General features: G+C 64.6%; 17 protein-coding genes. 15 read left to right on the plus strand and 2 right to left on the minus strand.

Annotation, left to right across the window (positions count from 1 at the left end; genetic code table 11):
• From IVA75_RS29125 to IVA75_RS29140, 4 genes are all read left to right on the plus strand, one after another.
• Positions 1–600, plus strand: coding sequence for a phage holin family protein (locus tag IVA75_RS29125; RefSeq protein ID WP_247284502.1), 600 nt, complete (start codon positions 1–3; stop codon positions 598–600).
• Positions 601–602: 2 nt separating this feature from the next.
• On the plus strand, positions 603–1,733 hold the full coding sequence (locus IVA75_RS29130; protein WP_247284520.1) for a YihY/virulence factor BrkB family protein: 1,131 nt from the start codon (positions 603–605) through the stop codon (positions 1,731–1,733).
• A gap of 142 nt (positions 1,734–1,875) precedes the next feature.
• Positions 1,876–3,354, plus strand: coding sequence for an EAL domain-containing protein (locus tag IVA75_RS29135; RefSeq protein ID WP_247284524.1), 1,479 nt, complete (start codon positions 1,876–1,878; stop codon positions 3,352–3,354).
• Positions 3,355–3,369: 15 nt separating this feature from the next.
• The gene (locus IVA75_RS29140; protein ID WP_027565397.1) at positions 3,370–4,224 is read left to right on the plus strand and encodes a TIGR01459 family HAD-type hydrolase; all 855 of its coding nucleotides are present in this window, start codon (positions 3,370–3,372) and stop codon (positions 4,222–4,224) included.
• Positions 4,225–4,344: 120 nt separating this feature from the next.
• Here the strand turns inward: IVA75_RS29140 and IVA75_RS29145 are convergent, their stop codons facing one another.
• Positions 4,345–4,740, minus strand: a complete 396-nt coding sequence (locus IVA75_RS29145) for a response regulator (protein ID WP_007596883.1) — start codon at positions 4,738–4,740, stop codon at positions 4,345–4,347.
• A gap of 230 nt (positions 4,741–4,970) precedes the next feature.
• Here IVA75_RS29145 and IVA75_RS29150 point away from each other — a divergent pair, with 230 nt between their 5' ends.
• The 7 genes from IVA75_RS29150 to arfB all read left to right on the plus strand — a co-directional run bounded on the left by IVA75_RS29150 (position 4,971) and on the right by arfB (position 14,116).
• Positions 4,971–5,942, plus strand: a complete 972-nt coding sequence (locus tag IVA75_RS29150; RefSeq protein ID WP_247284527.1) for a bifunctional riboflavin kinase/FAD synthetase — start codon at positions 4,971–4,973, stop codon at positions 5,940–5,942.
• Positions 5,943–6,144: 202 nt separating this feature from the next.
• The gene (ileS, locus tag IVA75_RS29155; RefSeq protein ID WP_247284529.1) at positions 6,145–9,153 is read left to right on the plus strand and encodes an isoleucine--tRNA ligase; all 3,009 of its coding nucleotides are present in this window, start codon (positions 6,145–6,147) and stop codon (positions 9,151–9,153) included.
• Between the two features lie 157 nt (positions 9,154–9,310).
• Positions 9,311–9,805: a signal peptidase II gene (lspA, locus tag IVA75_RS29160; RefSeq protein ID WP_247284532.1), complete on the plus strand. Its 495-nt coding sequence runs from the start codon at positions 9,311–9,313 to the stop codon at positions 9,803–9,805.
• A gap of 97 nt (positions 9,806–9,902) precedes the next feature.
• The gene (locus tag IVA75_RS29165; RefSeq protein WP_027565401.1) at positions 9,903–10,628 is read left to right on the plus strand and encodes a hypothetical protein; all 726 of its coding nucleotides are present in this window, start codon (positions 9,903–9,905) and stop codon (positions 10,626–10,628) included.
• Between the two features lie 198 nt (positions 10,629–10,826).
• On the plus strand, positions 10,827–12,221 hold the full coding sequence (locus tag IVA75_RS29170) for a pitrilysin family protein (protein ID WP_247284535.1): 1,395 nt from the start codon (positions 10,827–10,829) through the stop codon (positions 12,219–12,221).
• On the plus strand, positions 12,218–13,585 hold the full coding sequence (locus IVA75_RS29175; RefSeq protein WP_247284538.1) for a pitrilysin family protein: 1,368 nt from the start codon (positions 12,218–12,220) through the stop codon (positions 13,583–13,585). The genes IVA75_RS29170 and IVA75_RS29175 overlap by 4 nt, the downstream gene beginning before the upstream one ends.
• 114 nt (positions 13,586–13,699) lie before the next feature.
• The gene (arfB, locus tag IVA75_RS29180; protein WP_018453479.1) at positions 13,700–14,116 is read left to right on the plus strand and encodes an alternative ribosome rescue aminoacyl-tRNA hydrolase ArfB; all 417 of its coding nucleotides are present in this window, start codon (positions 13,700–13,702) and stop codon (positions 14,114–14,116) included.
• A gap of 62 nt (positions 14,117–14,178) precedes the next feature.
• On the opposite strand, the gene IVA75_RS29185 is transcribed toward arfB, so the two are convergent.
• Complete coding sequence (locus tag IVA75_RS29185) at positions 14,179–14,487, minus strand: hypothetical protein (protein ID WP_247284547.1); 309 nt, start codon at positions 14,485–14,487, stop codon at positions 14,179–14,181.
• 305 nt (positions 14,488–14,792) lie between these two features.
• Between IVA75_RS29185 and IVA75_RS29190 the strand changes: the two genes are divergently transcribed.
• From IVA75_RS29190 to IVA75_RS29205, 4 genes are read left to right on the plus strand one after another with little or no spacing between them, the layout of a single operon-like run.
• Positions 14,793–15,179 (plus strand): c-type cytochrome, encoded by a 387-nt coding sequence (locus tag IVA75_RS29190; protein ID WP_247284549.1) that lies wholly within the window; start codon positions 14,793–14,795, stop codon positions 15,177–15,179.
• Entirely contained in the window at positions 15,180–15,575 is a 396-nt protein-coding gene (locus IVA75_RS29195) for a VOC family protein (RefSeq protein WP_247284551.1), read from the plus strand.
• Positions 15,576–15,618: 43 nt separating this feature from the next.
• Positions 15,619–16,167, plus strand: coding sequence for a gluconate 2-dehydrogenase subunit 3 family protein (locus IVA75_RS29200; RefSeq protein WP_247284553.1), 549 nt, complete (start codon positions 15,619–15,621; stop codon positions 16,165–16,167).
• 29 nt (positions 16,168–16,196) lie between these two features.
• Positions 16,197–17,765: a GMC family oxidoreductase gene (locus IVA75_RS29205; protein WP_247284555.1), complete on the plus strand. Its 1,569-nt coding sequence runs from the start codon at positions 16,197–16,199 to the stop codon at positions 17,763–17,765.
• The last annotated feature ends 96 nt before the right edge of the window (positions 17,766–17,861 follow it).

Below are 17,861 nucleotides of genomic sequence, written 5' to 3' on the forward strand. Positions count from 1 at the left end.
ATGCTTGCGCCATCGGGCGAATTGCTGCGCGCCGGCGTCGCGCTCAAGCTCAACCATCTCAAGCGCGCCGCCCAATCCTATGCCCGCGACCGGAGCAATCAAGCCACGGGGCGCATGACGTCTTACGCGACTGCGGCCGGACTGCTCGCCGTTGCGGGCTTGTTCGTCGTCGCAGCCTTCTTTGTCGGATTGATCGCCCTGTACCGCTGGGTTGCGATCCATTACGGGCAATTCTGGGGATTCGGCGCCGCCGGCGGTGTCCTCCTAGTCCTGGCCGCCGCCTGCGCCGGCGTGGCCATGGCTCAGATGAAGCGCAAGACCAAGCCGATCTTGCCGCTTGCCAGCCGCCTACGGGTGGCGATCGCCACCCCGCGCATCCCGCGCGGAACGGTGAAGCAGGCCGTGAAAGAGGTCGCGACGACAATTCCCCTCGCGCCGCTCGCGCCGGGCGAACGGGGACATGACCGAGGACATGGCGGCAGCACGTGGCCGGCTCGGTCCAACCGGCCCGTGCAACTCGGGCTGATGCTCGCGGCCGTTGGGCTGGTCGGGCTGACGGCCGCGCGCCGGCGGCGTCACGGCCACGGAGCGGATACCTGAAAATGCCTCTGCGGCGCGCCGAGCAATTCGACAGCTGGCTGTTAGTGGCAGCCACGACCGTGTTCGTGCTCACCGCGGAACGGTATTTCCAGGATTCTGGCCTGATCCGGCCGGGACCTCCGCAAGACCACCGCAACGGCGAGGCGAATTCGCCGGAAACGAGCCCGACGGGCGCAGCCTCGCAGCCCGGCCGCGGCCGCCGTGCGAAAAGCCCGTTCGCGATCCCGTGGGCAGGCTGGAAGGACATCCTCTGGCGCACCTATCAGCGCATCGACGAGGATCGCCTGCTCGCGACCGCCGGCGGCGTCGTCTTTTTCGGGCTGCTCGCGATCTTTCCCGCCATCACAGCTCTGGTTTCATTCTATGGCCTGTTCGCCGATCCCTCGACGATCAGTTCCAACCTGCATTCGCTCGCGATGATGCTGCCCGAGGGCGCGTTCCAGATCGTCGAGGACCAGGTGGCGCGCGTCGTGTCGAACGGCGGCGCCACCCTTGGTGTCACTTTCCTGTTTGGACTCGTGCTCGCGATCTGGAGCGCCAATGCCGGCGTCAAAGCCATCTTCGACGCCCTCAACGTCGCCTATGAGGAGCGTGAAAAGCGCAGCTTCATCCGGCTGAACACGGTTTCGCTGGCCTTCACGGTCGGCGGCATCGTTGCCCTGCTGCTGATGGTGGGCACCGTCGTCGCCTTCCCGCTTGCGCTCAACCACCTCGGCATGGCGCCCGAAAGCAAGCTGATCGTGGCGCTGGCGCGATGGCCGGTGCTGTTCGTCATTCTCCTTGCGGCGCTCGCCATCCTCTACCGCTTCGCGCCCAGCCGCGACGCCCCGCGCTGGCAATGGCTGAGCCCTGGAGCGGTAACGGCGGCGATCCTCTGGATCGCCGGCTCGGCGCTGCTGTCCTGGTATCTCTCGGAATTCGCCAATTACAATGCGACCTACGGCTCGCTCGGCGCTGCGATCGGCTTGATGATGTGGATGTGGATGTCAGCCATCGTCATCATGTTCGGGGCCGAACTGAATTCGGAGATCGAACGGCAGACCCTGCGCGACACGACCGCCGGGGCGCCCAAGCCGCTTGGCACCCGCGAGGCGGTCTCAGCCGACACGGTCGGCGCTGCGGCGCCATCCTGACTCCGAGATCGGGCCGCTATCCCCTCGAATCAACAATGATGTTAAGCTCATGCCGCTTGGGGGAGCATGCGGCGTGACGGGATCGAGACGCCACCCGTGTTTTCCCGGTCAGGCAGTCAGCTCTTGAGGCGTAACGCGCGGCATGATTCGTATTTCGACGATCTTCATCGCCATCTGCATGGTTCTGGTCGCCGCCTCGCTTGGGCTCGTGCTCTATGCGGTCGCCGGCATCAGCGGAACCGAATCCGCGATCGTGGCGCTGACGGCGCTGACCTTCCTGATCCTCTACAATGCAGTGTCGATGCGACTGCGCGACCGCAGCGACGTCGGCGACCAGATCGCCGATCTTTCGCGCGGCACCGCCGATCTCGCCCGTCAGGTCGCCGAGTTCGGCCGCCGGCTCGCCACGATCGAAGCACGCATCGCCTCTTCCAATTCGGCCAACTCCGACCGCATCCAGTCGGTGGTCGGCGAGATCAACGAGCTCGGCGGACTGGTCAGGCAACTCGCCACCACCGTGTCGGCCCACGAGGATCTGATGGCCGGCAACGCGCCGGTGCCGGCCCCCGCGCCGGTCGCAAGGCAGGAGCCGGAGGCGCCGCTCGACCTGATGGCCACGCTTGAGGAGGAGCGGCCGGCTGCTCCTCCCCCGGTTCCCGCGCCGCCGCCGTTGCGGCCGGCAGCACCGGCGATCCAGACCCAGACCGCCAATCCGGTTCAGACCTCCAACGGCCGCAACCAGACCCAATTGCTGGCGACGCTCCGCAACGCGATCGACGAGAACCGCATCGACATCTTTCTCCAGCCGATGGTGTCGCTACCGCAGCGCAAGGTCCGCTTCTACGAGGCGGTGACGCGCCTGCGCGACGAGCGTGACCAGCTGGTCGCGGCGGAGGAGTTCATCAGCATCGCGGAGGCCTCCGGCCTGATCGGGCGCATCGACAACATGGTGATGCTGCGCTGCGTCCAGGTGCTGCGGCGCCTGATGGTACGCAACAAGGAGGTCGGCGTGTTCTGCAACGTCGCGGCTTCCACGCTCGGCAATTCCACGACCTTCGCGCAATACCTCGATTTCCTCGAAGCCAACCGGGCGCTGGCGCCGTCGCTGGTGCTGGAATTCAAGCAATCGACCTTCCGCAATCTCGGTCCGGCCGAGACCGAAAATCTCGCCGCGCTCGCCCAGCGCGGCTTCCGTTTCTCGATCGACCATGTCACCGATTTGCGCATCGAACCGCGCGAGCTCGCCGATCGCGGCGTGCGCTTCATCAAGGTGCCGGCTTCGCTGCTGCTCGACCCCAGGCAGGCTTCGGCCTCGGACATCCACCCCTCCGACCTTTCCGACCTGCTCGGCCGCTTCGGCATTGACCTGATCGCCGAGCGGATCGAGGGCGAGCGCGCCGTGATCGACCTGCTCGATTATGACGTGCGGTTCGGCCAGGGGTTCCTGTTCGCGCCGCCCCGGCCATTGCGGCCGGAGGGGCCATCTGCTACCGCCGCGCCGAACCAGGCACAGGACACTCAGGGATCCAATGGCTCCGGCACACCCAGCTCAAGCGCAACGTCGGCTGCGTCTGCGCCACAGCGCGTCACCGGCAACGCCGCGCTCGCGCGCCGCATCTGATCGGCCGCACGCATCATGACCACGCTGCATTTCGCTGAAAGCCTGCGTGAACTCGTGGCGGGCGTGGATGTCGTGCTCAGCGATATCTGGGGCGTGGTCCATAACGGCCTCGAATCCTTCCCCGAAGCCTGCGAGGCGCTGCATACCTATCGCAGCCGCGGCGGTACGGTCATCCTGATCACCAACGCGCCGCGCCCGGCCGACTCCGTGCAGCGGCAATTGCGCAAGCTTGGCGTCGCCGACGAGACCTATGATGCGATCGTGTCTTCAGGCGACCTGACGCGGCTCTATGTCGCCGACCATCCCGGCCGCAAGATGTTCTGGCTCGGGCCGGAGCGCGACAACTCGATCTACCGCGGCCTCGATGCGGTGATCGCGCCGCTGGAGGAGGCGGATTACATCGTCTGCACCGGTCTCTACGACGACGAGACCGAGACGGCAGAAGACTATCGCGGCATGATGCTCAAGGCGCGCGAGCGCAAGCTGACGCTGGTCTGCGCCAACCCCGACATCGTGGTGGAAAAGGGCGACCGCCTGATCTATTGCGCCGGTGCGATCGCGGAGCTCTATCGCGAGCTCGGCGGCGAGGTGATCTTCTACGGCAAGCCGCACCGGCCGATCTACGAGCGCGCGATGGCGCTCGCCGGCGAACGCCAGGGCCACCAGATCGACCGCAAAAAGGTGCTCGCGATCGGCGATTCCGTCCGGACCGACCTCACCGGCGCGCGCGAGTTCGGCATCGATTGCCTGTTCGTGACCCGCGGCATCCATGCCGAGGAGTTCGAGGGTCTCGACCAGCTCGACCCGGCTTCGGTGCTGGAATTGTTCGGCCATCCGCCGAAGGCGCTGATGCGCGAACTGAAGTGGTAGCGAGTTGATCGTCATTCCCGCTTGATATGGGGCATCGATTCCGGAACGACGAACCCGACGCAGAAAGCCCGGGACAATCGCCCGGGCCTTCCGAATTCAACCGATGGCTTCGATCGCGCCTTACGCGCTTGCCATGTCCGGGAAGACCGCCTCGATCTTGGTCTTCAGCGTCGCCGCGTTGAACGGCTTGACGATGTAGTTGTTCACGCCGGCCTTCTTGGCCGCGATCACGTTCTCGGTCTTTGATTCGGCCGTGATCATGATGAAGGGCGTGGTGGCGAGGTTCGGATCTGCGCGCACTTCGCGCAGCAGGTCGTAACCCGTCATCGGCTCCATGTTCCAGTCGGAAATCACGAGCCCGTACTTCTTGCCGCGCATCTTGTTCAGCGCTGCCGAACCGTCGCTTGCATCATCGATATTCTCGAAGCCAAGCTGCTTCAGGAGGTTCCTGATGATACGGATCATGGTGCTGTAGTCGTCAACCACCAGAACCGACATCGACAAATCAACCGCCATCTCGACTCCCCCAACGCAAACCCAGGAAATATTTACGATCGGACCTGCCGGGCCGGAGCCCCGCGGTTCCACGCCCAAGGACTAGCACCAAGGCGTTAAACAGCGCGTTAACTGGGAACGCCCCCGGTGGACTGAAATCGCTTTCGATGCGGGAGCTCCCTCCCGCTTGACTTCATCCGGCCCGCCGCGCCACGGTCCCGGCCGGTCCCGCCGGTTCGAGAATTCCCCTGATGGCTCCGCATTTTACCGTTATCCGCGACACCACGCCGGACTCTGCCATCGCAAGGGGTGCCGTGGTCGCTATGGGCAATTTCGACGGCGTTCATCTCGGCCATCGCGCCGTGATCGCCGCAGCCCTCGAAATGGGCAGGATCCATGGCCGCCCGGCGCTGGCATTGACCTTCGAGCCGCATCCGCGCCGGTTTTTCAGCCCCAACACCCCGCAATTCCGCCTGACCGACGAGCGGGCCAAGCTGCGGCTTCTGGCCGGCACCGGACTTGACGGCGCCGTGGTCATGACCTTCGACAAGTCCCGCGCCGGGACCAGCGCGCAAGACTTCATTCACCATGACCTGATCGGGCGCCTGGGCATCGGCGGGATCGCAGTCGGCTACGACTTCCACTTCGGCAAGGGTCGGGTCGGCTCGCCGAGCCTCCTTGTCAACGAGGCGCCCCGGCTCGGCATCGAGGTCGACGTGCAGCCGCATGTCGACATCGACGAGCGGCCGGTCTCGTCCAGCGCGATCCGGATCGCGCTCGCCGAAGGCCAACTCGACGAGGCCACGGCCATGCTCGGCGCGCCCTGGTTCATCACCGGCGAGGTCATCCACGGCGAGAAGCGCGGCCGCGACCTCGGTTATCCCACCGCCAACATCCGTCTCGATGCCAATTGCGGCCTCAAGCACGGCATCTATGCGGTGCGGGTCGGCCGCGGCGCGGAGCGGCTGGACGGGGTGGCAAGCTTCGGTCGCCGCCCGACGTTTGATAATGGCGCGCCGCTGCTGGAAATCTTCCTGTTCGACTTCAAGGGCGATCTTTACGGACAGACGCTCGACTGCGCCTTTATCGGCTTCATCCGCGAGGAGCTGAAATTCGACGGCTTGGAGGCCCTGATCCGCCAGATGGACGACGATTCCGCCTGCGCCCGCGCCATGCTCGCCGCCGCCCCGGACGCGTTTCCGAGGCTTGGCGTCATCGATTGAGGTCGAAAACCGGCCCGCCGAACCTTTTGCGCTTCCCCCGCCCCCCTGCTATGGAGAGCCCATGTTTGCGCGGCGCATCATAGGGATTAGCGGCCCGGCTTCCGCCTGAGCTTTCGGCTCGGCGCAAGACCGGGATGTTGTCGTTTCACCCGCGATTCCGCATCGCCATCCGTTCCCGCGCCTTTCCGAGCCAGTCAGCCTCATGTCCGACAAGCCACAAAAATCTCAAAAATCCGAAGCCAAAGACTATTCCAAAACCCTGTTCCTGCCGCAGACCGAATTCCCGATGCGCGCCGGCCTGCCGCAGCGCGAGCCGGAGCTGCTGAAATACTGGAACGACATCGGCCTCTACGACAGACTGCGCCAGGAAGCCCAGGGCCGCGCCAAATTCGTGCTGCATGACGGCCCACCCTACGCCAATGGCAACATCCATATCGGGCACGCGCTGAACAAGATCCTCAAGGACGTCGTGACCAAGAGCCAGCAGATGCTCGGCTTCGACTCCAACTATGTGCCCGGCTGGGACTGCCACGGCCTGCCGATCGAATGGAAGATCGAGGAAGAGAACTACCGCTCCAAGGGCAAGCAGAAGCCCGACTTCCGCGACTCCGCCGCGATGGTGGCGTTCCGCAAGGAATGTCGCGCCTATGCGACACACTGGATCAACGTGCAGCGCGAGGAATTCAAGCGCCTCGGCATCATCGGCGACTGGGATCATCCCTATCAGACGATGAGCTATCCCGCGGAGGCGCAGATCGCCCGCGAGCTGATGAAGTTCGCCGCCAACGGCACGCTGTATCGCGGCTCCAAGCCGGTGATGTGGAGCGTGGTCGAGAAGACCGCGCTCGCCGAGGCCGAGGTCGAGTACGAGGACTACACCTCCGACATGGTGTGGGTGAAGTTTCCCGTCACGTCCCCGGCACATGGTGCGCTCGCCAATGCTTCGGTCGTGATCTGGACGACCACGCCCTGGACACTGCCCGGCAACCGCGCGATCTCGTTCTCGCCGAAGATCGCCTACGGCCTCTACAAGGTCACGGATGCGGCCGCGGACAATTGGGCGAAGACCGGCGATCTCCTGATCCTGGCTGATGCGCTTGCCGCAGAGGTCTTCAAGCAGGCGCGCGTCACGGCCTATGAGAAGGTGCGCGACATTCCCGGCGACACGCTGGACGCCGTGGAGTGTGCCCATCCCTTGCGCGGCCTCGATGGCGGTTACACGTTTATCGTGCCGCTGCTCGCCGGCGAGCATGTCACCGACGATACCGGCACCGGCTTCGTGCACACTGCGCCGAGCCACGGCCGCGAGGATTTCGACGTCTGGATGGCCAACACCCGCGAGCTCGATGAGCGCGGTATCTCGACCGCGATCCCCTACACTGTCGACGAGAACGGCGCCTATACCGCGCAGGCCCCCGGCTTCACCGGCAAGCGCGTGCTCAACGACAAGGGCGAGAAGGGCGATGCCAACGAGGCCGTGATCAAGGCGTTGATCGAGGCCGGCAAGCTGCTCGCGCGCGGCCGCCTCAAGCACCAATATCCGCATTCATGGCGCTCGAAGAAGCCGGTGATCTTCCGCAATACGCCGCAATGGTTCATCGCGATGGACAAGGATGTCAGCGAGAATGGCCACGCCAGGAAGGGCGATACGCTGCGGGCCCGCGCGCTGCAGGCGATCTCGGTCACGCAATGGGTGCCGCCGTCGGGCGAGAACCGCATCAACGGCATGATCGCCAATCGTCCGGACTGGGTGATCTCGCGCCAGCGCGCCTGGGGCGTTCCGATCGCCGTGTTCGTGCGCGAGAAGAGCGACGGCTCGGCCGAGATCCTGCAGGACGAGATCGTCAATCAGCGCATCGCCGAGGCCTTCATGGAGGAAGGCGCTGACGCCTGGTACATGGAAGGGGCCCGCGAGCGCTTCCTTGGATCGCGCGCGAAGGAAGACTGGAAGAAGATCGACGACATCTGCGACGTCTGGTTCGATTCCGGCTCCACACATGCTTTCGTGCTCGAGGATCGCCAGAACTTCCCGCAGCTCGGCAACATCGTCCGCAAGGTCGATGGCGGCGACGACACCGTGATGTACCTGGAAGGCAGCGACCAGCATCGCGGCTGGTTTCATTCCTCGTTGCTGGAAAGCGCCGGCACGCGCGGCCGCGCGCCATATGACATCGTGCTCACCCACGGCTTCACGCTCGACGAGAACGGCCGCAAGATGTCGAAGTCGATCGGCAACACCGTTGAGCCTCAGAAGGTGATCAAGGATTCGGGCGCGGATATCCTGCGCCTGTGGGTCTGCGCCACCGACTATGCCGACGACCAACGCATCGGCCCGGAGATCCTGAAGAACACCATCGAGACCTATCGCAAACTGCGCAACACCGTGCGCTGGATGCTGGGAACGCTGGATCACTACAAGCCGGCCGACGCAGTCGCGCCCGCCGACATGCCTGAGCTCGAACGGCTGATGCTGCACGAGCTCGCGGTCCGTGCTGCCGTCGTCCGCAAGGCCTATCAGGAGTTCGACTACAAGACCGTGGTCGCGACCTTGTCCGCCTTCCTGAACAGTGAGCTCTCCGCGTTCTATTTCGACATCCGCAAGGACACGCTGTATTGCGATCCGCCGTCCTCGCCGACGCGCAAGGCGGCGCTGACCACGATCGACCTGTTGTGCAGCTCGATCCTGAAATGGCTGGCGCCGATCCTCAGCTTCACCGCGGAGGAGGCCTGGCGCATGTACAGGCCTGACGCCGAGCCCTCGGTGCACCTGACGCAGTTTCCCGACGACCTCGAAAGCTTGCGCGACGACAAGCTCGCCGCGAAGTGGGAAGCGATCCGCAACGTCCGCCGTGTCGTCACTGGGGCGCTTGAGCTCGAACGCGCCGCCAAGAACATCGGCTCGTCGCTGGAGGCCTCGCCGGTGATCTATGTCGCCGACCGCGACATGCTGGCGACGCTCTTCGACACCGACCTCGCCGAGATCTGCATCACCTCGAACTACGAGGTGCGCGAGGGCGAGGCGCCGGCGTCTGCGTTCCGACTCGATACCGTGCCCGGCGTCGCCGTCGTGGTGGAGAAGGCTGTCGGCACCAAATGCGCCCGTTCCTGGAAGATTTCGCCGACGGTGGGTGAAGACCCCGAATACCCCGACGTCACCCCGCGAGATGCCCAGGCGCTGCGCGAATGGAAGGCGCTGGGGGTCAGCATCTAGGTCTCACCGTCGTCCTGGCGAAAGCCAGGACCCATTATCACCGCCGCCAATTGCGACGAAGGCTGATGACCACAAGTCTTTCAAACAACGACCGCCTCGGCGTATGGGTCCTGGCTTTCGCCAGGACGACGACGGAGCGTGTTGTGGCCGACTGCCCATGACCCCGCTCCGCGCCGGCATCCTCGCGGCCCTGGTCACGCTCGTGGCCGACCAGGCCTCAAAGCTCTGGCTGCTGAACGTGTTCGACCTCGCCCGTCGCGGCGCGGTGAGCGTGACCCCGTTCTTCGACCTGGTGCTGGCCTGGAACATCGGCATCAGCTTCGGCTGGCTCCAGAACGACGGTCAGGCTGCGCAAATGGCGCTGATGGCTGTGAAGGTCCTCGCGGTGGTTGCGCTGGCGATCTGGATGGCTCGCTCCCACACCCTGCTGGCAACCATCGCGCTCGGCCTGATCATTGGCGGCGCCATCGGCAACGGCATCGACCGCCTCGCCTATGGCGCGGTGGTCGATTTCGCCCTGTTTCACATCAATATTGGCGGAAATACCTATAATTGGTACGTGTTCAACCTCGCGGACGTGGCCATCGTTGCTGGCGTGGCGGCGCTATTGTATGATTCCTTCCTGGGGGTACCCGCCGCAAAAGCGCCCTGATCCCGGCCGATACGGACCGGCAGGCGGAACCTTGCTGTTGCGAGGGATTATGCCGCGCGAGAGCGGCAAACTGCCACATTTTGGAACAGGTACAGTGATGCGCAGCTCGAAGACCAGCGGTTCGATGGTTGAAGACCCCCGGCAGGGGTTCTGGCGGGCGTTGAAATTGTCCGCTGTCGCGCTCGGCATCGGTCTCGTCATGTCGGCTGGCGCCGCCCGCGCCGGTGACGACGGCGAGGACGACGACGACATGACCTTCGAAGAGAAGCTCATCGACAATCTGATGTCGGGCATCGGCGCCAAGAGCATGGAGAAGAAGGGTATCGAATACCGCGAGCGGTCGCCGCTGGTGGTGCCGCCCAAGCTCGACCTGCCGCCGCCCGCCGGCGTTGAAGCCAAGAACGCACCGAACTGGCCGAAGGACCCTGACGAGAGACGCCGCAAGGAGGCCATCGCGCAGCGGAAGAAGGCCGTCAAGGCCACCGAGAGCTGGCAGGCAGGCCGGGCGTTGTCGCCCGCCGAGATGGAGGTCGGCAGGACAGCCGCACCCGAGCGCACCAGCAATGATCCTATTCAGCCGGGCACCAACGGCAATCCGTCGCTCAGCCCCGCCCAGCTCGGTTTCACCGGCGGTCTGTGGGGCATGATGTCGAACAACAAAGGCGAGGCCAAGCAATTCACGACCGAGCCGCCGCGCCAGTCGCTGGTCGAGCCGCCGCCGGGCTACCAGACGCCGTCGCCGAGCTACGCCTATGGCGCCGGAGAGGACAAGACACGGCGGACCTATTTCGACATCATGTCCGGCAAGGACAAGGAACAATAGCCTCCTGTCCCTTTGCGACATCCCGACAGACGCGGTCCCGCACCGGCGGCTCGTGCGCGCCGGACGCGGTCTTTGATTGCTTATCAGTAACTTGCGCCCGAGTTGAGTTCTCTGCTTCGTGACGCGAAGCGTTTGCCGCACGGTGTACCATGCCGTGCCTCCGAGCCGGACATCCGGGCTCGGCCTTTCATAAGGATCATGATGTCCTCTTACCGATCGGCTGCCCGCCTCCTTGCCGCGCTGCTTTCGACGTGTGTCCTCACGGCCGGCGCATCGCTTGCGCAGACCACGGTGACATCGGCTCCACCCGCCAGCTTCACGCTCGGAAACGGAATGCAGGTCGTGGTGATTCCGGACCACCGCACGCCCGTCGTCACGGAAATGATCTGGTACAAGGTCGGCTCGGCAGATGAGACGCCGGGCAAGTCCGGGCTCGCGCACTTCCTCGAGCACCTGATGTTCAAGGGCACATCGAAGCATCCGGTCGGCGAATTCTCCCAGACCGTGCTCCGCGTCGGCGGCAACGAGAACGCCTCGACCTCGGTCGACTACACCAACTACTACCAGCGCGTGCCGCGCGAGCAGTTGCCGACCATGATGGAGTTCGAGGCCGACCGCATGACCGGCCTGATCCTCAAGGACGAGAACGTGTTGCCCGAGCGCGACGTCGTGCTCGAAGAATACAACATGCGCGTCGCCAACAATCCGGACGCACGGCTGAACGAGCAGATCATGGCCGCGCTCTATCTCAACCATCCCTATGGCCGGCCGGTGATCGGCTGGCACCAGGAGATCGAGAAGCTCGATCGCGAGGATGCGCTCGCCTTCTACCGCCGCTTCTACGCGCCGAACAACGCGATCCTGGTGATCGCCGGCGATGTCGAGCCCGCCGACATCCGCCCGCTGGTCGAGCGTAATTTCGGCTCCATCCCGGCTCAACCCGCGATCCCGGCACGCCGCGTCCGCCCGCAGGAGCCGGAGCCCGCGGCGCCGCGCACCGTGACCCTGGCCGATCCGCGCGTCGAGCAACCCGGCCTGCGACGCTATTACCTGGTGCCCTCGGCGACCACGGCCGCGGCCGGCGAAAGCGCGGCCCTCGACGTGCTGGCGCAACTGATGGGCAGCGGCAGCAATTCCTATCTCTACCGCGCGCTCGTGGTCGACAAGCCGCTCGCGGTCTCCGCCAGTGCCAGCTATTCGAGCATCTCGCTCGACCCGACCCAGTTCGCGATCTCGGCTTCGCCCAAATCCGGCGTCAGCTTCGCCGAGGTCGAGCAGGTGGTCGACGGCGTCATCGCCGACATCGCGCAGAACCCGATCCGCGCCGAGGATCTCGAGCGGGTCAAGACCCAGCTCATCGCCGAGGCGATCTACGCCCAGGACAACCAGGCGGTGCTGGCGCGCTGGTATGGCGGCGCATTGACCACAGGCCTGTCGATCGAGGACATCCGGAGCTGGCCAGATCGCATCCGCGCCGTTACCGCCGAGCAGGTCCGCACCGTCGCGCAGAAATGGCTCGAGAAGAAGCGCTCGGTGACGGGCTATCTGATCAAGGACACCGGCGCCGCCAAGCGCGAGGAGAAGCGTTCGTGACCTATCCCTTCCTTCGACGTGTCTCATTCTCCCTCGTCACCGGCGCGGCACTCGCGCTTGCTACCGTCTCGCCGTCGCAGGCGGCAGCAAAGATCCAGCATTTGACCTCGCCGGGCGGCATCGAGGCCTGGTTCGTACAGGATGCGACTGTGCCGCTGATCGCCATGGAATATTCCTTTGCCGGCGGCTCGGCCCAGGACCCCAAGGACAAGTCGGGCGTCGCCAATCTGGTCGGCGATCTCCTCGACGAAGGCTCCGGCGATCTCGATTCCAAGACTTTCCATGAGCGGCTCGACCGCCGCGCCATCGAGCTCTCCTTCAGCGCCACCCGCGACACCTTCCGCGGCAGCCTGCGCATGCTGCGCGACAACAAGGACGAAGCCTTCGACCTGCTGCGGAGCGCGCTGACCTCGCCGCATTTCGAAACCGCCGATGTCGAGCGCATCCGTTCGCAGGTGATCTCGGGCCTGCGTCGCGAGACCACCAACCCGACCTCGCTGGCGAGCCGCAAATTCCTGGAGGTCGCCTTCGGCGATCATCCCTACGGTAGGCAGTCCAACGGCAACCTCGACAGCGTTCCGGCCATCACGGTCGCCGACATGAAGGATTATGTCGGCCGCGTGCTCGCCAAGGACACGCTGAAGATTGCAGTGGTTGGCGACGTGGATGCCGATACGCTCGGCAAGCTGCTCGACCACACGTTTGGCAGCCTGCCCGCCAAGGCCAATCTCGTGCCGGTCCCCGACGTCGAGGCCGCCAAGCCGCCGCAACGCGCTTTCGTGACGCTCGACGTGCCCCAGACCGTGATCACCTTCGGCGGCCCCGGAGTGAAGCGCAGCGATCCGAACTTCATGGCGGCCTATGTTGTCAACCACATCCTCGGCGGCGGCGGGTTGTCCTCGCGGCTCTATCGCGAGGTGCGCGAGAAGCGCGGGCTGGCCTATTCGGTGTTCGAATCGCTGCTCTGGATGGAGCATTCGGCGGTCTTCATCGGCAATACCGGCACCCGCGCCGACCGTGCCGGTGACACCATCGACGCCATCGACAAGGAAGTGCGCCGGATCGCCGAGGAAGGCCCGACGCAGAAGGAGCTCGACGAGGCCAAGTCCTACCTCAAGGGCTCGCAGATGCTGGCGCTCGACACCTCCTCGAAGCTCGCGCAGGCGCTGCTGCAATATCAGCAGGACAAGCTGCCGATCGACTATATCGAGAAGCGCAACGCCGTCGTGGATGCGGTCACCATGGACGACGCCAAGGCGGCCGCAAAGCGCCTCTGGGGCCAGGGCCTGCTGACCGTCGTCGTCGGCCGCGCTCCGCAGGCCGCGGCGCAACCCGCAGCCGCACCGGTGACGAAGTCGAACTGACGTCTTCCATACGCTTCCTGAAATGGCCGGGCTCGCCCGGCCATTTGCATTTCGGGGCGCCATTGCCGAACTTGGGCGTCCGGGATATGTCCGGGCATCACGAATGGTGCCACCATGCTGCGGATATCCCGCGATCTCGTCATCGACGAGGACGACATCGAGATCGGCTTCGTCCGCGCCTCCGGCCCGGGCGGGCAGAACGTCAACAAGGTGGCGACCTCGGCGCAATTGCGCTTCGACACCCGCAAGCTGACGCTTCCGGAGGATGCCGCGCTGCGCCTCGCCCGGCTCGCAGGGCAGCGCATGACCAAGGACGGCGTCATCGTGATCCAGGCCCAACGCTTCCGCACCCAGGAGCGCAACCGCCAGGACGCCATCGACCGCCTTACGGAGATGCTCGGAGAAGCCATGATCCGGCCGAAGCCCCGGCGCGCGACAAAGCCGACCTTTGGCTCCAAGCAGCGCCGGCTCGAGGGCAAGAAACACCGCAGCGACATCAAGTCGAAGCGCGGGCGCGGTTTCGACGACTAGCAGAGATTGCAAAAGAACTCCGGCCGCAGGGCGACCGGAGTTCTGCCGTCTTACTCCATTGGCTAGTAGCGCTTGCCCGTGGCTGCACCGCCCGGCGCGGAATCGTCGGCGGTCCCTTTGTGTGCAGCACTGCCCGTGGTGCCAACCGTGCCCCTGGTGCCCTTCGTCGGCTTCATGCCCGTCGTCTCGCCCGCCGTGCCCGGCTGGGCGTTCATCTCCTCGTCGCCGCTGCCCATCGTGCTACCTTGCATGGGTTTGCTTTGCACGGTGCCGCTAGGCTTGGCGCCAGACGACGTACCTTGCGCGAGAACAGGTGTCACAATGAGGGCCGAGACGGCGCATGCGATTGCGGAGGTCTTCACCAACTTCATCCATTTCTCCTGGATTTTCGCGATGATCGGTTCGGCGGCTTGATGCGCCGTCCGCCTGAGCCGAACCAATCCATCGCGTTACGAGCTCGAACGGCGCGACCGCAATGCAACCTGTCTCGTGTGGTGATCGTTTAGGGATTTGACGGCGGTTTCGCGGAATTGTCCTCCGCATATACGGCAACGCGGAACAACGCACCCGCGTGCACCTCCGCACGCAGCGAAACAGCCCGCTACTACCACCGCATGTTTTGCCGCGCCTAGAGTTTGCGCACGCGGAATTGACGTGGACGGGCGGACTTTTGACGATGCGCGCGATCGTGCTGGGATTGTGCACCGCGATGGTGCTGGTGGTGCGGGTGGCCGAGGCGCAGATGCCCTTGCCGGCTGCAAAGCCTCCGGATGGCGCAACACTGTTCAAGCAGCAATGCGCGGTGTGCCACACCACGAACCTGTCAGAACCGGTGCGGCAGGGTCCGCCGCTGGTCGGGATCGTCGGGCGGCCCGCCGGCAAGCTCGAAGGCTTTCACTATTCAGAGCCCCTCGCAAAAGCAGCCTTCGCCTGGGACGAGACGAAGCTCGACGCATGGCTGACCAATCCGCAAGCCGTGATTCCCGGCGTGGTCATGGTGTACCGGCAGGCGAAGCCGGAGACGCGCGCCGCCATCATCGCCTTTCTTAAGGAGCAGAACTGAATGGCAAAGCCGGTCCATTCCATGATCCGCGCACTCGACGAGGCGCGCTCACTCGACTTCTACAGACGGGCCTTTAGCCTGGAAGTCACCGAGCGTCTGAAGTTCGCAGACTTTGCCCTGATCTATCTGCGTCACCCCTCCTCACCCTTCGAGTTGGAGCTGACGGTCAATTTCGATCGCAAGGAGCCATATGCGCTCGGCGACGGCTACGGACATCTCGCCGTGGTGGTCGAGGATCTCGATGCCGAACATGCCCGCTTCGAGCGCGAGAAGCTCGCACCGGGTCCGCTGCGCGACTTCAAGCACCACGGCAAAACGCTGGCGCGCTTCTTCTTCGTCGGCGACCCCGACGGCTACAAGATCGAGGTGATCCAGCGCGGCGGACGTTTCAACTGATCGACCACAAAATTCAAATCACAAAAATCGAAGGAAGAATGCCATGAGGGAAGTCGATCGTCGAAGCAAGCACAGCCGCCGCGTCTTTCTCAAGGGCGCCGCGACCGCCGTGCCGGTCGCAGCAGTCGCGACCAGCGTCGCCGTCAGCATCGAGGGCGCATGGGCTGACGAGACAAGCGCGCTTTCGCCCGCGACGATGAAGACGCTGCTGAAGGTCGCGCGCGATATCTATCCGCACGACGTCCTCGGCGACAGCTATTACATCACCGCGATCAAGCCGTGGGACGGCAAGGCGGCGAAGGACGCGTCCGTCAAGTCGCTGATCAGCGACGGCATCACACGGCTCGATCAGAATGCGCGTGATCGTCACAAGGTGGCTTACGCTGAAGTGCCCTGGGAAGCCGATCGCGTGGTGCTGTTGAAGGAGATCGAGCAGAGCGACTTCTTCCAGAAGGTGCGCGGCGACCTCATCGTCTCTCTCTACAACCAGAAGGAGGTCTGGCCGCGGTTCGGCTACGAGGGCTCCTCCGCCGAGCACGGCGGCTACATCAATCGCGGCTTCGCCGATATCGACTGGCTGCCGAAGGCTTGAGGCCCACCCAAAGGTTCAGGAGAACGCATATGGCAAAATTCGATCTGAACGACTCCGGCGTTGTGGTGATCGTCGGCTCCGGTGCCGGCGGCGGCACGCTGGGCAACGAGCTTGCGCAGAAGGGCGTCAAGGTGGTCATCCTCGAAGCTGGCCCCCGCATCGAAAATCAGGACTTCGTCAACGACGAGTGGGAGAGCTTCTCTCAGCTCGCCTGGACCGATGCGCGCACCACATCCGGAACATGGCGCGTCGCAAAAGACTTCTCGGGTCTTCCCGCCTGGATCGTCAAGGCGGTCGGCGGCTCGACCACACATTGGGCCGGCGCATCGCTGCGGTTCGACGAGCACGAGTTCAAGGTGAAGAGCACCTACGGCAACCTTCCCGGCGCCAACCTGCTGGACTGGCCGGTCACCCTTGCCGAGATGGAGCCGTGGTATGCCAAGGCCGAGAACAAGATGGGCGTAACTCGCACCAATGGCATTCCCGGACTTCCCGGCAACAATAACTTCAAGGTGATGGAGGCCGGCGCAAAGAAGCTCGGCTACAAGACCGTGCATACCGGCAACATGGCGATCAACAGCCAGCCACGCGACGGCCGCGGCGCCTGTCAGCAGATCGGCTTCTGCTTCCAAGGCTGCAAGTCCGGCGCGAAATGGTCGACGCTTTACACCGAGATACCCAAAGGCGAGGCGACCGGCAATCTCGAGGTCCGTCCCGCGAGCATGGCGGTCAAGATCGAGCATGACGCCGGCGGCAAGGTCACCGGCGTGGTGTACGCCGACGAGACGGGCGCGATGCAGCGCCAGAAGGCCCGCATCGTTGCGGTGGCCGGCAATTCGATCGAAAGCCCGCGGCTGCTGTTGAACAGCGCATCCACGATGTTTCCCGACGGCCTCGGCAACTCATCGGGCCAGGTCGGCCGCAACTACATGCGCCACATGACCGGCAGCGTCTACGCCGTCTTCGAGAAATCGGTGCACATGTATCGCGGCACCACCATGGCCGGCATCATCCGCGACGAGGCCGCAAATAATCCGAAGCGCGGCTTCGTCGGCGGCTACGAGATGGAGACACTGTCGATCGGCCTGCCCTTCATGGCGGCGTTCCTCAACCCCGGCGCCTGGGGACGTCCGTTCACCGCAGCGCTCGACGGTTATCCCAGGATGGCCGGCATGTGGCTGGTCGGCGAGGACATGGCGCAGGAGACCAACCGCATCACGCTCGATCCGACCGTGAAGGACAAGTTCGGCCAGCCGGTCGCAAGCGTGCACTTCGACGATCATCCCAACGATCTCGCGATGCGCGCGCACGCGCACAAGCAGGGCGCTGCGGTCTACGATGCCGTCGGAGCCACCGTGAGTTATCCGACACCGCCCTATCCCAGCACGCACAATCTCGGTACCAACCGGATGAGCGAGAAGCCCAGGGATGGCGTGGTCAACAAGTTCGGGCAAAGCCACGACGTCAAGAACCTGTTCGTCTCCGACGGCAGCCAATTCACCAGCGGCGCAGCCTGCAATCCGACTCTGACCATCGTTTCGCTGGCGATCCGGCAGGCGGATTACATTGCCGGCGCGATGCAGAAGAAAGAGATCTGACGTCCGACGTCCATCGGCTCGGAATGGAGCACACCGTTCCCTTCCCGCCATTGCGAGCGACGCGAAGCAATCCAGAATCCCACCGCGGTGACGGCC

The organism is Bradyrhizobium sp. 134, from assembly GCF_023074155.1.
Lineage (GTDB): Bacteria > Pseudomonadota > Alphaproteobacteria > Rhizobiales > Xanthobacteraceae > Bradyrhizobium.

Excerpts from the sequence above, each read along its gene's own strand:
- IVA75_RS29125 (WP_247284502.1), top strand. The coding sequence starts at position 1 with ATGCTTGCGCCATCGGGCGAATTGCTGCGCGCCGGCGTCGCGCTCAAG.
- IVA75_RS29130 (WP_247284520.1), top strand. The coding sequence starts at position 603 with ATGCCTCTGCGGCGCGCCGAGCAATTCGACAGCTGGCTGTTAGTGGCA.
- IVA75_RS29135 (WP_247284524.1), top strand. The coding sequence starts at position 1,876 with ATGATTCGTATTTCGACGATCTTCATCGCCATCTGCATGGTTCTGGTC.
- IVA75_RS29140 (WP_027565397.1), top strand. The coding sequence starts at position 3,370 with ATGACCACGCTGCATTTCGCTGAAAGCCTGCGTGAACTCGTGGCGGGC.
- IVA75_RS29145 (WP_007596883.1), bottom strand. The coding sequence starts at position 4,740 with ATGGCGGTTGATTTGTCGATGTCGGTTCTGGTGGTTGACGACTACAGC.
- IVA75_RS29150 (WP_247284527.1), top strand. The coding sequence starts at position 4,971 with ATGGCTCCGCATTTTACCGTTATCCGCGACACCACGCCGGACTCTGCC.
- ileS (WP_247284529.1), top strand. The coding sequence starts at position 6,145 with ATGTCCGACAAGCCACAAAAATCTCAAAAATCCGAAGCCAAAGACTAT.
- lspA (WP_247284532.1), top strand. The coding sequence starts at position 9,311 with ATGACCCCGCTCCGCGCCGGCATCCTCGCGGCCCTGGTCACGCTCGTG.
- IVA75_RS29165 (WP_027565401.1), top strand. The coding sequence starts at position 9,903 with ATGCGCAGCTCGAAGACCAGCGGTTCGATGGTTGAAGACCCCCGGCAG.
- IVA75_RS29170 (WP_247284535.1), top strand. The coding sequence starts at position 10,827 with ATGATGTCCTCTTACCGATCGGCTGCCCGCCTCCTTGCCGCGCTGCTT.
- arfB (WP_018453479.1), top strand. The coding sequence starts at position 13,700 with ATGCTGCGGATATCCCGCGATCTCGTCATCGACGAGGACGACATCGAG.
- IVA75_RS29185 (WP_247284547.1), bottom strand. The coding sequence starts at position 14,487 with ATGAAGTTGGTGAAGACCTCCGCAATCGCATGCGCCGTCTCGGCCCTC.
- IVA75_RS29190 (WP_247284549.1), top strand. The coding sequence starts at position 14,793 with ATGCGCGCGATCGTGCTGGGATTGTGCACCGCGATGGTGCTGGTGGTG.
- IVA75_RS29195 (WP_247284551.1), top strand. The coding sequence starts at position 15,180 with ATGGCAAAGCCGGTCCATTCCATGATCCGCGCACTCGACGAGGCGCGC.
- IVA75_RS29200 (WP_247284553.1), top strand. The coding sequence starts at position 15,619 with ATGAGGGAAGTCGATCGTCGAAGCAAGCACAGCCGCCGCGTCTTTCTC.
- IVA75_RS29205 (WP_247284555.1), top strand. The coding sequence starts at position 16,197 with ATGGCAAAATTCGATCTGAACGACTCCGGCGTTGTGGTGATCGTCGGC.